A 13,786-nucleotide genomic window follows, 5' to 3' on the forward strand; every position below is an offset into this window, starting at 1 on the left:
AGTATTATGAACGAAAAAAAGGAGAAGGTAAAAATGCGATGCTAGTTTTAAACAATGTAAAATGTAAAATTATTGGTAGAGTTTTCTCTGTAATTAACAGACAAACTCCATACATAAACACATATAAATTTGCCTGTTAATTTTTAAAACATCACTTGTTTTTTATCATAGAATGCGCTATCTGTTAAGGAGAAAACTGAGTTTATTTCCGAGCCATCTGGTTTTATCTGATGGAACACGTATAATTTTGAACGCTTACAGTTTAATTCTCGTCTTAGAATTACGTTCGAGAATTGATAATAATCTGCTGAATTTGATTGAGAATCTAAAGCACCATCATTTACCATCAGACCAAAAGCCAGAAAAAGGAAAATAAGATATTTTAAATTCTTTGTCAATCTATTTAATTTTAATTATTGGTAAGTTGTACAACTGGTTTTGTTAGGATTTTATGGCATGTACGACAAATTTATTGTTTTAATGAATGCTTTGCCGAGCTTTGCCTGCTGTTAACGATAATTTATTCTTTAACACTTTTTAATCGCTGATCAAACATCATTTTTGAAGTGCTAACGACCTTAATTTTTGATGAATCTGGATGAACAGGGTTTATTAAATAATTAAATTCTTTTGGTACGATACTACTAGGGACTTTTAAAATGGCAGCTTCATTGTAATTTACGAAATCATCCCCGATGGTCTGAGTTGTTAAAGATGGTGGTTTTGAATTCCAATCATTTGGTAAATCTTCCAGCTTTACTTCCTGTATAGTAATTCCATCAGGTACTTCAATTTCGACATAAAAACGATCATCGGGTAAATCCTCGCTTAAATCTAAATGAACAGAAACTTCCAATGTTGCTAAAGCTCTAGTTTCAGCAGTATAAACGATTCTAGTATTCAGACTATTCCAGCGATAACCTTCAGAAATCGACGCGCCAATTCCATTTAACGTAGTACTTAAATATTTTTCACGTTCAATTCTAAATACTATCATTACGCTAAATTTCCGAATTCTAAGCGATTCAAACTAAACTTAACCTCGTTAATCCCTGTTATTGTGTCAAGCATATTTTCGGGTGAGCTTCCCCCAATGGACAAGTTAGGTTTCTTTAACCAGCGTTGAAATTTTTCTTCCTCGTTATTGAAAACTTCCAAGCCATAGTCAATTAACTCGTTAATTAGAATCACTAATTCACTATTTCTACTGTCCAAAAGTAAATGTTCGCTTTTTTTCTTATTATATGTAGTTTGTGGAATCCCAACTATTGCCAGAACTGACTTAATGGGATTATTAAGTCTTTTGCTAATTAATTCAATTGAATCATATGGAATGCCAGCTCTGATGACATTAACACGCTCGAGCTTATTGCTCCATTTATATTCCTTGCCATCAAAACTCAATAAAGATTTTCTAATATTTACAGCATTACCAGATGCTTTTAGGACACTTCTTTTAGTGTCGAAAGGCTTTGTTTTACGTGTGGCTTTCCCCATGGCGCAACTAATTTACTGTAAATATACAATATTTTTGTTGTTAAAACGAAAAAATTCCAACATAATTATCACTAATTCGTCAAAATTTCTAAGCAATTTTATATGTCGCATACCACGACCCGCGTGAAGGATGGCAGTGGAGCTCTTTTATGGGCTGCTTTTTTTTGGCAGGCGATAAAAAGCGGGAACGTACAGCCTGACCCAAAGTTGCGAGGAGGAACGACGAAGCAATCTGGAGGGACACGCCCAAATTAGTTTCCTTTTCCAACCTGTGATTTTGTCAAATAACTGCCTAAAATTCAAAATGGTAAAATATTTGTTTGGGTTGCAAAAATTTTATAATTTTGCAGTCCAATTTTATTATGTAAATTAAAGAAGAAGATGGATATCAAAAGAGTAGCAATAAACGCTGTGACGGAAACAATTGTAATGACTGTTGTTCACATGGATTACAAAGGACAAGTTGCAAAAAGAATAAACGAAAAAATGCCTTTGGCAACGGTTAAAGGATTTAGAAAAGGAGCTGTGCCTAAAGATCTTGTTGAAAAACAATACGGAAAAGCAATCAAACAAGAAGAAGTTCAAAAAGTAGTAGACTTGGCATTAGAGCGTTTTGTGCAATCAGAGCGTTTAAACTTACTAGGAACTCCATTGCTTAAAGGGAATGAAAACTTTGATTGGAGTGCTGAAGAATTGGTTTTTGAATATGAAATTGGGTTGGTTCCTAACTTCGAATTGAACTTAGAAGCTAAAAACGACATCGTGAAATATGTGGTTACGGCTGATGCTAAATTAATTGACGGACAGATAGCAAGAATCCAAAAGCAATTTGGAACTGCCATTCCTCAAGAAGTAGTTGCTGCCAATTCTGATGTAACGGGAACTTTTACTAATGAAGAAAAAGAAATTAATAACGCAACCACTATTGCTGCTGATCTTTTCAAGGACAAAGCGACTTTTGACTTGTTCCTAGGTAAAAAAGTAGGTGATGTAGTGACTGTAAATACGAAAGGTTTATTTGAAGACGACCACCAATTGATGGACGTGATGAAAGTAAGTCATGATGACGTTCACGGTTTAGAGGTTGAAGTGAGCTTCACCATCGAAGCGATCAATACGGCTGAATTGGCGGAGTTGAATCAAGAATTGTTTGATAAATTGTTTGGCGCAGGAACTATTGCTTCAGTTGAGGAATTGAAAGCAAAAATTAAAGAAGATGCTGAAACTCAATTTGCTCAACAAGCGGATCAGAAATTATTAGGTGATGTTACGGAATTTTTAATCGAAAGCACCAAATTTGATTTACCTTCTGAATTCCTTAAAAAATGGTTGCAAACGGTAGGGGAGAAAAAATTATCTCCTGAGGAAGCGGAGGTAGAATACGCTCGTTCTGAGAAAGGATTGCGTTTTCAATTGATCGAAGGTAGAGCTATGGCTCAATCTGATATCAAAATCACTTTTGAAGACTTGAAAACGTTCACTACAAAAAATATCCGTCAGCAAATGGCACAATTCGGACAAACAAATCCTACTGACGAAGAAGTTCAAGGAATTGTGGCACGTGTGTTGTCTAACCAAGACGAAGTAAAAAGACTTTCAGACCAAGTGGTTGCAGAGAAATTGTTGGAAGTGTTCAAAGAAAAAGCAAACCCTACAACGAAAGAGGTTACTTACGATGAATTTATCGCAGCCTCTTACGGAGAATAAATTCTAGTCGTATAGTCAAATGTCATAAAGTCAAAACTTGATAAAATGGAAAACAATTTCGTTAGTTTTTTCAAATTTTAAGATTTTATTACAAATGCAAAACAATAAAAAATAAGTATATTTGAGCGTCAGAAAAAATATTTTTTGACGCTCTTTTGTTTCAATTAATTTAAGGAGCCAATCCAGCTGTACGTTACAAGTTTTTTCTTCCGTTTTAGTTTTTTGAATTCCTGCAAGAGCTTCTTTCAGTCGCTTTGCAAGAATAAAAAAACTTAAAAACGGAATTCAAAAAGCTTTTTACTCCCATCTGGGCTAAAAAATAAGACATATTGACATCATTTATAAAGAGGTATGACCTTTGCTTTAAATGGAATCAGAAGATATAACGTAAAACTTAGAACAAAAAAAATATGAACTACGGTAAAGAATTTAAAAAATTTGCTACAAAGGACCACGGGGTAAATGCCATGTACTACGACAAAATCGTGGCGGCAATGAACCCAACCAATATGACTCCATATATTATTGAAGAACGCCAGTTGAATATTTCGCAATTAGACGTTTTTTCGAGATTAATGATGGATCGAATTATTTTTCTAGGAACTGGAATCGATGACCAAATTGCAAACATCGTTCAAGCACAATTGTTGTTCCTAGAAAGTGCAGATGCTTCTAAGGATATTCAGATTTATTTGAATTCTCCAGGAGGAAGCGTTTATGCAGGTTTAGGAATTTATGACACCATGCAATACATCAAGCCAGATGTTGCAACAATTTGTACTGGAATGGCGGCTTCTATGGGAGCGGTATTGTTATGTGCAGGAGCAGCAGGAAAACGTTCGGCCTTGCCACATTCAAGAGTAATGATTCACCAGCCATCGGGCGGAGCGCAGGGAGTTGCGACAGATATGGAAATCAACTTACGCGAAATGTTGAAACTGAAAGACGAGTTGTACAATATTATCTCGCACCATTCTGGACAAACTTTTGACAAAGTGCACAAAGACAGTGAGCGTGATTACTGGATGATAGCAGATGAGGCAAAAGAATACGGAATGATTGATGAGGTTTTAAGAAGAGGATAAAAATACAGTCGAAGGTCGAAGGTCGAAAGTCAAAAGCATTGCTAGGAACTTTCGACTTTATGACTTTATGACTTTAGACTATAGAGGATGGCAAAAGTAGTATTAGAATGTTCGTTTTGTGGAAGAAAAAAACCAGAAACCCAATTGTTGATTGCTGGTATCAATGCACACATTTGTGATAAATGTATCGAGCAAGCCCACGGAATTGTTCTTGAAGAAATAAAATCCAGCGGAAGTTCAAAACTGGTTGGAGATTTGATTTTGAAAAAACCAAAAGAAATCAGAGCGTTCTTAGACCAATATGTGATTGGACAAGACCAAACTAAAAAAGTAATGTCGGTTGCGGTTTACAATCACTACAAACGTTTGATGCAACAGCAACTAGACGATGAGGTTGAGATTGAAAAAAGTAATATCATCATGGTGGGACAAACAGGAACAGGAAAAACATTGGTGGCTAAAACCATTGCGAAAATGTTAGATGTACCGTTAGCGATTGTTGATGCGACAGTTCTTACTGAAGCAGGTTATGTTGGGGAAGATGTCGAAAGTATTTTGACACGTTTGTTACAAGCTGCCGATTATGATGTGGCCAAAGCAGAACGCGGAATTGTATTCATTGACGAAATAGATAAAATTGCACGTAAAAGTGACAATCCTTCTATTACGCGAGATGTTTCCGGTGAAGGGGTGCAACAAGCATTATTGAAATTATTGGAAGGAACGGTTGTGAATGTACCACCAAAAGGAGGACGCAAGCACCCGGACCAAAAATTTGTTGAGGTAAATACACAAAATATTTTGTTTATTGCCGGTGGTGCTTTTGATGGAATCGAAAGAATTATTTCGAAACGATTGAACCGTCAAGCGGTGGGTTATTCTACTTCAAAAAATGTGGACAATATTGACAAAGACAATTTGTTGCAATACATTATCCCAAAAGACATCAAAGATTTTGGTTTGATTCCGGAGATTATTGGTCGTTTGCCAGTATTGACACACATGGATCCTTTAGACAGAGAAACCTTGCGTGCAATTTTGACACAACCTAAAAATGCGTTAATCAAACAATACGAGAAGTTGTTTTTGATGGATGATGTTGAATTCACGATTACCAATGAAGCACTGGATTTTATTGTTGATAAAGCATTAGAATATAAATTAGGCGCTCGTGGATTGCGTTCTTTATGCGAAGCCATCTTAACCGATGCGATGTATGAACTGCCAAGTTCGGATGATAAAACATTAGAAATTGATGAAGCTTATGCTAAAGAAACGTTGAATAAAAATTTATTGAAACGTTTGGAGATTGCATCGTAAATAATTTCAAGCTCAATAAAAAATTAAATAAAGCTCAAAAACATATGTTTTTGAGCTTTATTTTTTAAATTTGTGAGCTCAAAGTAAGATTTATGGCAAAGTATAAATTCGATTTAGAAAAAGAGATTCTAGATTATATTAACAAATATCCCAATAGCTCATCAAAAGATATTCATGAGGGTTTGGGTAATTTAGTAGCTTTTGCAACTATTAAAAGAACGATTACAGCACTATTAAGCCAGAATTTTATTGTTACAACTGGAAGAGGTAAAGCGACCAAATATTGTATAAGTAAAGGGTTGGATGTTTTATTTCCAATAGATTTAGAAACTTATTTTGAAAAAGAAATTGATGAAAGGCAAATAAAAGAGGTGTTTAATTTTAATTTAATAAAAGAGACATTGAATACCGTTTCAATATTTACCAATGATGAAATTATAAAATTATCACATCTTCAAAATAATTTTAGCGAAAACATTTCAAAACTGACTGCAGTTGAATATAATCAAGAATTTGAAAGGTTAGCCATTGATTTAAGTTGGAAATCTTCCCAAATAGAAGGAAATACTTATTCATTATTAGAAACAGAAAGATTATTAAAAGAGAAAGAAACAGCAGCAGGCAAAACTAAAGATGAGGCTGTTATGTTATTGAATCATAAAGCGGCATTAGATTTTATTTTGGATAATTCTGATTATGTAAATCCTTTAACCGTTTCACGAATTGAAGACATTCACAGTTTGCTTATAGACGGTTTAGGTATTGATAGAAATATCAGAAATAGAAGAGTGGGTATTTCGGGAACAAATTACAAGCCTTTAGATAATGAGTTTCAAATAAAGGACGCATTACGCGACATGTGTGAGCTAATCAATATTAAAGATAATATTTTTGAAAAGGCATTATTAGCCTTAGTTTTGTTGTCTTATATTCAGCCTTTTTCGGATGGGAATAAGCGTACAGCAAGAATAATTAGCAATGCTATTTTGATGCATAACAAATACTGTCCGTTATCTTTTAGAACTGTAGATTCTATTGATTATAAAAAGGCAATGCTTGTTTTTTATGAGCAAAACAATATTAGTTCTTTCAAGAAAATTTTTATGGAACAATTTGAATTTGCAGTAAAAACTTATTTTTAATTATAAACTCAGCTTGAATAAAAACTTATTGAAGCGTTTGGAGATTGCATCGTAAAAAATGCATTTTTCTTAAAAATATAAACCTGTTCATTCATTTGAACAGGTTTTTTTATGGGGAAATTACACTATTTGTTATTGTTTGAAAAAAGGAGCGATATTTTTTTTTATCAACGTCAGATTGTCGATTTTTGTCTATTCTAAATCATATAAACATAGCATGCATACAGACGAAATAGAAGTAATTTTACTAAAAGTTTCAGGTCAAGACAAACCCGGAGTTACTGCTGGTTTAACATCCATTTTGGCGACTTACGATGCCATTATTTTAGATATTGGACAAGCCGATATTCATGACACACTTTCTTTAGGTATTTTGTTTGAAATAAAAGCGGGTTCTTCTTCCGCTCCTGTTCTAAAAGATTTATTGTTTAAGGCATACGAATTGGGCGTGAAAGTGAAGTTTATACCAATTTCTATTCCTGATTACGAAATATGGGTCAAAGCGCAACGCAAACAGCGCTACAGCATCAATGTTTTAGGAGAGACACTGACCGCGGTTCAATTAGCGGCTGTAACCAAAATACTGTCCAACCAAAATTTGAATATTGACGCAATCAAAAGATTAACTGGACGGGTTTCTATTATTGATAAAGAAGAATTTCCGCGTTCTTGCATACAATTGTCAGTTACAGGAACGATTGTAGATAAAACGTTCATGACAGCCAGTTTTATGGAAATTTCCAGAACATTGGATGTAGATATTTCTTTTCAGGAAGACAACATGTATCGCAGAAACCGCCGTTTGGTGTGTTTTGATATGGATTCGACCTTAATACAAACCGAAGTCATTGATGAATTGGCTGAATTAGCGGGTGTGGGAGAGCAAGTTAGAGCAATCACAGAAGCAGCCATGAACGGTGAAATCGATTTTAGCGAAAGCTTCAAGCAACGCATGGCCTTGCTTGAAGGCTTGAGTGAAGAGGTACTGCAAACAGTTGCTGAAAATCTGCCTATTACTAAAGGAGCACATCGATTGATGAAGGCCTTGAAATATTACGGTTATAAAACCGCTATATTGTCCGGAGGTTTTACGTTTTTTGGGAAGTACCTACAAAAAGAATTAGGGATTGATTATGTTCATGCGAATGAATTGGAAATTAAAGACGGAAAATTGACAGGTAACTATTTAGGTGAAATTGTGGATGGTAAAAAGAAAGCGGAATACCTTCAGGCAATTGCTGATAAGGAAGGCATTCATATCAACCAAACTATTGCGGTAGGTGATGGTGCCAATGATTTGCCGATGTTGAATTTGGCAGGTTTAGGAATTGCTTTTCATGCCAAACCAACGGTAAAAGAAAAAGCAGAAAGTTCTATTTCCAGCTTGGGTCTCGACGGTGTTTTGTACCTGTTAGGCTACCATGACAGGCATATTGATATGATGGAGGAGTAAAATACTGCAGTAATTATAAAAAAAGGCTATCCAAAAAGTGATTTTTGGATAGCTTTTTTTATACTTTAATGCTAAATATTTTTTCAGGTTTTTCCAGTGTTTGTTTTTCGGAAGATTTACAAATTCCTCTGGCGCCACAACGCATTCTATGTGGTCCGCAGGAACTCAATCCATAAAGAACAATCAAGATGTAGAGGGTGTTTTTCATCTTTTCAATTATTTTTATACGCTTTGAAACTGCATGCTTTTCAGTTGTTCCAAATAATCTCTTTGGTTAGAAAGTCTCGGAATTTTGTGTTGTCCACCCAATTTGTCCTTGCATTTTAACCAATCATAAAACAAATTTTTTCGCGCTACATTGATTACTAACAGATTTAATGTCATGTTGTTGTAACGCTTCGCTTCATAATCGGAGTTTAAGGATTGTATCGCTTCGTCTAATGCTTTCTGGAATTGTGATACATCAGCTGGAGGGTTTTTAAATTCAATCATCCATTCGTGAGCACCTTTTTCTTTGCCTTCCATAAATATAGGCGCAACGGTGTAATCAACCACTTCCGTCTGGGTTAGTTTGCACGCTTTGGCAATAGCCTGATCTGTATTTTCAACCATCAATTCTTCACCAAAAACATTAATGTGATGCTTGGTTCTTCCCGTCACCCGAATTCGGTATGGATTCAATGAGGTGAAACGAACAGTATCACCAATCAAATAGCGCCACAAACCAGAATTGGTGGTAATGACCAAAGCATAATTCTTGAACAATTCCACATCTGCCAATCGAATCGTTTTTTGATCCGGAGTCCCAAAAGTATCCATTGGGATGAATTCATAGAAAATTCCGTAATCCAACATCAATAATAAATCACTGGAATTATTTAAATCCTGAATGGCAAAAAAACCTTCGGAAGCATTGTATATTTCGTAATATTTAAATTCTTTTTTTGGGAGTATTTTTTGGTACTGTTCTCGGTATGGTTCAAAATTTACGCCGCCGTGAAAGTAAACTTCCAAATTTGGCCAAATTTCAAATAGATTTCCTTTTCCGGTTTCTTCGAGCATTTTATTCATTAAAACCAGCATCCAGGAAGGAACTCCGGCAAAACTGGTTACATTTTCGTTTTTTGTTTCGTTTATAATAGCAGCAATTTTAGTTTCCCATTCGCTCATCAAGGAAATTTTGTTGCTCGGGGTACTGCTATATTCAGCCCAAATAGGCATGTTTTCGATTAATATGGCGGATAAATCTCCAAAGAACGTATTGTTGTCTTCATAGATTTGAGAGCTTCCGCCAAGACGCAGGCTTTTTCCAAGAAACAGTTCTGAATCTTCATTATTATTCAAATACAAGCACAACAAATCCTTAGTGCCTTTATAATGACATCCTTCCAGGGCCTCGTTGCTTACGGGTATGAATTTGCTTTTGGCATTTGTGGTTCCACTGGATTTGGCAAACCATTTTATCGGTGTTTCCCAAAAAACATTCTGCTCACATTTACGGGTTCTTTCAATTAATGGTTGTAATTCTTCGTAAGTAGAGATCGGAATTCTATCGGCAAAAGTGGCATAGGAATGAATCGAAGCATAATCATATTGTTTGCCTAAAACAGTATTTTTAGATGACTGAATTAAATTCATGAGCAATTCTTCCTGAACCTCGTTTGGATATTTCAGGAAAAGTTCGATCTGATGGATTCTTTGTTTGAGAACCCAAGAGGCAAACGAATTGATTATGGTTAGTGGCATTTTTAAATTATGAATTATGAATTATGAGTTATAACTTTACCAAAAATAACAAAATTTGTTTAACTAGATGTGTTAAACGGGAAACTTTAATCACAATGACATACGAAGGTGTACTTACAAAAATGCAAACTGAATTTGGAAATCCAATTCAATATTACTTGGTTTTTGAGAATAGTTTTTTAAACGTGAATCAGTTGTTGAATAAAGAACTGGAAATCAATTTTGTGGGATATCAATGTTTGAATTGTGGCAAGAAGAAAAAAATATTCCGTCAGGGATTTTGTTATGATTGTTTCTATTCCAGTGCAGCTGTCGGGGATTGGATTATGAAACCGGAGTTGAGCACCGCCCATCTTGGAATTCAGGATCGGGATTTAGCGTATGAAGAAAAAGTACAATTGCAACCGCATATTGTGTATCTGGCTTTGTCCAGCGAAGTCAAAGTAGGTGTTACCCGCAAGTCGCAAGTGCCAACCCGATGGATTGATCAGGGCGCAACCCAAGCCATTTCTATTGTAGAAGTCCCTAATAGATACTTAGCAGGAATTACGGAGGTAGCATTGAAAAATTATTATGCCGATAAAACCAATTGGAGAAAAATGCTGACTAACAATGTGGAGCAAATTGACTTAATCGCAGAACGATTGAAGGTTGAGAATCTTATTCCAACCGAAGTTCAGGAATATTTTTATTCGCAAAAAAACGATTTGTATGAGATGCACTTCCCCGTTTTGCAGTATCCAAATAAGGTAAACAGTTTGAGCTTAGATAAAACACCACAGTTTCAGGGGAAGCTTACCGGAATAAAAGGGCAATATTTACTTTTTGAAGACGGAACCGTTTTTAATGTCCGTGGTTCCGAAGGGTATATGGTTACAATTGCGGTTTAAGTAATATAATTTAGGGCGTATCCTTTTTTTAAAATAAAAATTTTAAAAAAAGGTCAGGCTGTCCGCTGTATCTTTTACTCCGCTGCGCTTCATAAAAGGATGCCGCTACCATCCTTTACGCACGTACAGCTCCACGAAAACATCATGCAGACAAATCACAAACCCAATATTGCTAGCCAAGAAAAGAGGAATGTCATCACCTAAAATCCTCTTTATTATATTTTGTAAAGTTACTTTAGTTTACTTTTGTCGTATCTGCTGCTTTACTTTTCTTATTAAAAAATCCGTTTAATAATGCTGCGGCCTTAGATTTTACTTCTTCCTTAGTTACCGGAATTTTAGGAGTGGCCGTTTTTGTCGTGTCTCCTGGCTTTTTGTTTTTATTGATGTAATCCGTCAAAGCGGACGTTCCTTGTTTTACCAGTCTGTCTTTTTGTTGGTTTATGAGTTGAGTGGTCAATTTAGCTACCGCACTGTTGATGTCCGTTGTGATTTTTGGATTTGTAAAATTACCCACCAATACAGCATTTATCGGAAAGCTTTCTAATTTTGCCGCATCTGCAGCAGATAATTTTGCTATTAAAGCATTGGCCTCTGAACCTAAATATTTAGCGGGAACATCAAATTTTAAATTATAATTCATGCTTTGGTCAAAACCGTGCGTTCCTCCAATGGTTGCCTTGATGTCTTTGTACTTGATATCAAAAGGTTTTACATTTACTTTTCCATCTTTGAACGTAACTGCCGCTTTCAAATCATTTAAATTGATTTTACTGAGGTCAATGAATTTCAAGTTAGCACCTAAAGCGGTCAGCAAAGTCGAATTAGTTGAGTTTACAGTCGTGGAAAGCAGTTGTCCTAGTAAATCTCCAGTAAGGGTTTTCAAGTCAGGAGTCAGTGCTGTTGCATCAAGATTTCCGTTCAATTTGATGCTTGAATTTAATTTCCCGTTGATGATTCCGGAAATTGGAGCAATTTTTTTCAACAGATCCAGTTGGTTGAAGGATTGCGCAATATCAACTTGATTTAATCTTAAATCCATATTAAAAACCGGTGTTTTTCCTTTTGTGGAAACAGCTCCATTCACCGCAATAGTTCCCCCAAAAATAGATGTTTTTACATTTTCTAAAGTCACTTTTTCATCTTTCACAATCAGTTTTCCCGAAACATCTTTCAGAGTCAGATTATCATATAGCACCGTAGTCGCTTTTGCGGTAAGCGTACAATTTAAGAAAGCAGGAATCTTCATGGCATCTGCCTTTTTAGTTTTAGTTTTAGTCGTTTCACCAGTTGTCATAAAATCGTCAATGGCCAATTGTTTAGAATTCATATAAAAGTTTCCTTTCAATTCTTGATTTCTAAATATAAATCCATAAAAATTTTCTAAAATCCCTGTTACACTAATGTCGCTTTTTCCGGTAGTCGCATTCAGTTCTTTCAAATTAACTTGACTTGGATTGAATTGAACGATCGCAGTACTAATGTTCATTGTTTTTCCATTTTCATCGGCATACTGGAAGCCTGATAAACTCATGGTTCCCGCATTATTGATATTTTCGTACTGACTTTTCTCTACCGATTGCATGTCAAATTTAGTCGTAACATCAGCCTTTAAAATCCCGGATAATGGCTTATCGAGTTTTATAGGATACGCTTTAGAAAGATTGGACAAATTGATAGTTCCTTTTAACATGGCATCAACTAGTGCGTTTTGAGTAATGTTTTTGATGTTGGCTTTGGCATTAAAAACATCTTGATCTATCTTGAAAGAAAGTTGGTCAATATTGACATACGTGTCATTTAAAATTCCGGTTTCATTGGTGATTTTTGTGTCAATAATGATGTTTTGAACCGTTTTTGGTAAGTCAGGGTATTTAAAGGAAGCATTATGGGAAGCGATTTCTATATTAAATTTTGGCACTGTTGTGTCAGAATACAAACCTTTTGCAAAACCTGCCACAGTAAAATCACCGGTTGTTTTTACGTTGTCTAAGCGTGAGGCATAGGCTGCAGGAATAATTCCCAAGAAATTTTTGAAGGAGGAAGTAGGCGTTTTAAATTTCAAATCATACTGTTGACCGGCTTCCACCATTTGAATAAATCCATCAAATTCCAGCGGCAATTGGTTGATTAACGCTTTATTTTCTTTGAAGGTGTATTTACTTTTTTCTAAATCGATTCCCAAAACGGCGTCCAGAGTCAAAGCAACATTTTTCATGTAATTGACTTGTTCCATATCCAGCGATATTTTTGCAGTAGATTTGGTTACCAAATCTAATTTTTGGGCTGCAAAATCTCCAGTTCCTTCGTGGTTCAAACTGTCGACAACCATTTTTATTTTTGAACTTTCGTCAATATAACGAAACTTGAAATTTTCGATTTTATACTCTTGGATTTTTAAGGATAACGGACTGCTTGTTCCATCGGCTGCCGTTTTTTTCTCTTTCAATGCAATGTCATAATTCCCTAGTCCGTCTTTATTGAAAATGATATTGATTAATCCGTTTTTCGAAGTGATTCCGTCAATAACTATCGCTTCATTTTTGCCTTTAAAAAGTTCCTTAATAGACATTTTTAAATTCAATTCGCCCAGTGATAGCAATGTGTCGCCTTCAAAAGGAGCTTTGTTTATGATGACTAGTTTCTCCAGTGTTACATTTGCATTAGGAAAATTTTTGAATAAGCTTAAATCCGCTTCTGCAAAAGTGACTTTGGCATCTACCTTTTCATTGATGACTTGAGAAATTTTGGCTTTTATTTGGTCTTTAAACAGAAAAGGAGCTGCAAATAAAGTCAAGACGAGCAGGATAACTAGTATTCCGATGATTTTTAAAACTTTCTTTAGCATGATTTGAATGTCTTTAGATTTATATCTTTGGCAAAAATGGTGCCTTGTATTCTTTTACAAAAATAGTATTTTTAGGACAGTGTAACTTTTATGGTGTT

General features: G+C 35.2%; 12 protein-coding genes. 6 read left to right on the forward strand and 6 right to left on the reverse strand.

The features are described 5' to 3' along the window. Window positions 1–143: 143 nt before the first annotated feature. From EKM02_RS01555 to EKM02_RS01565, 3 genes are all read right to left on the reverse strand, one after another. On the reverse strand, window positions 144–398 hold the full coding sequence (locus EKM02_RS01555; RefSeq protein ID WP_126451732.1) for a hypothetical protein: 255 nt from the start codon (window positions 396–398) through the stop codon (window positions 144–146). Window positions 399–520: 122 nt separating this feature from the next. After that, window positions 521–997 (reverse strand): RES family NAD+ phosphorylase, encoded by a 477-nt coding sequence (locus EKM02_RS01560; protein WP_126451733.1) that lies wholly within the window; start codon window positions 995–997, stop codon window positions 521–523. Then, complete coding sequence (locus EKM02_RS01565) at window positions 997–1,497, reverse strand: antitoxin Xre/MbcA/ParS toxin-binding domain-containing protein (RefSeq protein ID WP_126451734.1); 501 nt, start codon at window positions 1,495–1,497, stop codon at window positions 997–999. Before EKM02_RS01565 ends, EKM02_RS01560 begins: the two co-directional genes overlap by 1 nt. Before the next feature lie 381 nt (window positions 1,498–1,878). Between EKM02_RS01565 and EKM02_RS01570 the strand changes: the two genes are divergently transcribed. The 5 genes from EKM02_RS01570 to serB all read left to right on the forward strand — a co-directional run bounded on the left by EKM02_RS01570 (window position 1,879) and on the right by serB (window position 8,204). Further along, window positions 1,879–3,204 carry a trigger factor gene (locus EKM02_RS01570; RefSeq protein WP_126451735.1) on the forward strand — a complete coding sequence of 442 codons (1,326 nt, stop codon included), beginning with the start codon at window positions 1,879–1,881 and terminating at the stop codon, window positions 3,202–3,204. A gap of 410 nt (window positions 3,205–3,614) precedes the next feature. Further along, window positions 3,615–4,289, forward strand: a complete 675-nt coding sequence (gene clpP / locus EKM02_RS01575) for an ATP-dependent Clp endopeptidase proteolytic subunit ClpP (protein WP_126451736.1) — start codon at window positions 3,615–3,617, stop codon at window positions 4,287–4,289. A gap of 87 nt (window positions 4,290–4,376) precedes the next feature. Beyond that, window positions 4,377–5,609: an ATP-dependent Clp protease ATP-binding subunit ClpX gene (gene clpX / locus EKM02_RS01580; RefSeq protein ID WP_126451737.1), complete on the forward strand. Its 1,233-nt coding sequence runs from the start codon at window positions 4,377–4,379 to the stop codon at window positions 5,607–5,609. Between the two features lie 92 nt (window positions 5,610–5,701). Next, entirely contained in the window at window positions 5,702–6,751 is a 1,050-nt protein-coding gene (locus EKM02_RS01585) for a Fic family protein (RefSeq protein WP_126451738.1), read from the forward strand. 217 nt (window positions 6,752–6,968) lie between these two features. After that, window positions 6,969–8,204 carry a phosphoserine phosphatase SerB gene (gene serB / locus EKM02_RS01590; protein ID WP_126451739.1) on the forward strand — a complete coding sequence of 412 codons (1,236 nt, stop codon included), beginning with the start codon at window positions 6,969–6,971 and terminating at the stop codon, window positions 8,202–8,204. Window positions 8,205–8,262: 58 nt separating this feature from the next. Here serB and EKM02_RS14730 read toward each other — a convergent pair whose 3' ends face one another. Both EKM02_RS14730 and EKM02_RS01595 read right to left on the reverse strand, forming a co-directional pair. Continuing rightward, window positions 8,263–8,412: a hypothetical protein gene (locus EKM02_RS14730; protein ID WP_158614716.1), complete on the reverse strand. Its 150-nt coding sequence runs from the start codon at window positions 8,410–8,412 to the stop codon at window positions 8,263–8,265. A 14-nt stretch (window positions 8,413–8,426) separates the two neighbouring features. Further along, complete coding sequence (locus EKM02_RS01595; protein WP_126451740.1) at window positions 8,427–9,950, reverse strand: GH3 auxin-responsive promoter family protein; 1,524 nt, start codon at window positions 9,948–9,950, stop codon at window positions 8,427–8,429. Between the two features lie 95 nt (window positions 9,951–10,045). Here EKM02_RS01595 and EKM02_RS01600 point away from each other — a divergent pair, with 95 nt between their 5' ends. Then, a complete protein-coding gene (locus tag EKM02_RS01600) occupies window positions 10,046–10,840 on the forward strand; it encodes a DUF2797 domain-containing protein (RefSeq protein ID WP_126451741.1) in 795 nt (264 codons plus the stop codon). Window positions 10,841–11,075: 235 nt separating this feature from the next. Here the strand turns inward: EKM02_RS01600 and EKM02_RS01605 are convergent, their stop codons facing one another. After that, on the reverse strand, window positions 11,076–13,688 hold the full coding sequence (locus EKM02_RS01605; RefSeq protein ID WP_126451742.1) for an AsmA-like C-terminal region-containing protein: 2,613 nt from the start codon (window positions 13,686–13,688) through the stop codon (window positions 11,076–11,078). Window positions 13,689–13,786: the final 98 nt, after the last annotated feature.

This window comes from Flavobacterium sp. RSP49, assembly GCF_003968735.1.
Classification (GTDB): domain Bacteria; phylum Bacteroidota; class Bacteroidia; order Flavobacteriales; family Flavobacteriaceae; genus Flavobacterium.

Bases quoted from the DNA above. Each gene is read 5' to 3' on its own strand.
- EKM02_RS01560 (WP_126451733.1), bottom strand. From the start codon at position 997: ATGATAGTATTTAGAATTGAACGTGAAAAATATTTAAGTACTACGTTA.
- EKM02_RS01565 (WP_126451734.1), bottom strand. From the start codon at position 1,497: ATGGGGAAAGCCACACGTAAAACAAAGCCTTTCGACACTAAAAGAAGT.
- EKM02_RS01570 (WP_126451735.1), top strand. From the start codon at position 1,879: ATGGATATCAAAAGAGTAGCAATAAACGCTGTGACGGAAACAATTGTA.
- clpP (WP_126451736.1), top strand. From the start codon at position 3,615: ATGAACTACGGTAAAGAATTTAAAAAATTTGCTACAAAGGACCACGGG.
- clpX (WP_126451737.1), top strand. From the start codon at position 4,377: ATGGCAAAAGTAGTATTAGAATGTTCGTTTTGTGGAAGAAAAAAACCA.
- EKM02_RS01585 (WP_126451738.1), top strand. From the start codon at position 5,702: ATGGCAAAGTATAAATTCGATTTAGAAAAAGAGATTCTAGATTATATT.
- serB (WP_126451739.1), top strand. From the start codon at position 6,969: ATGCATACAGACGAAATAGAAGTAATTTTACTAAAAGTTTCAGGTCAA.
- EKM02_RS14730 (WP_158614716.1), bottom strand. From the start codon at position 8,412: ATGAAAAACACCCTCTACATCTTGATTGTTCTTTATGGATTGAGTTCC.
- EKM02_RS01595 (WP_126451740.1), bottom strand. From the start codon at position 9,950: ATGCCACTAACCATAATCAATTCGTTTGCCTCTTGGGTTCTCAAACAA.
- EKM02_RS01600 (WP_126451741.1), top strand. From the start codon at position 10,046: ATGACATACGAAGGTGTACTTACAAAAATGCAAACTGAATTTGGAAAT.
- EKM02_RS01605 (WP_126451742.1), bottom strand. From the start codon at position 13,688: ATGCTAAAGAAAGTTTTAAAAATCATCGGAATACTAGTTATCCTGCTC.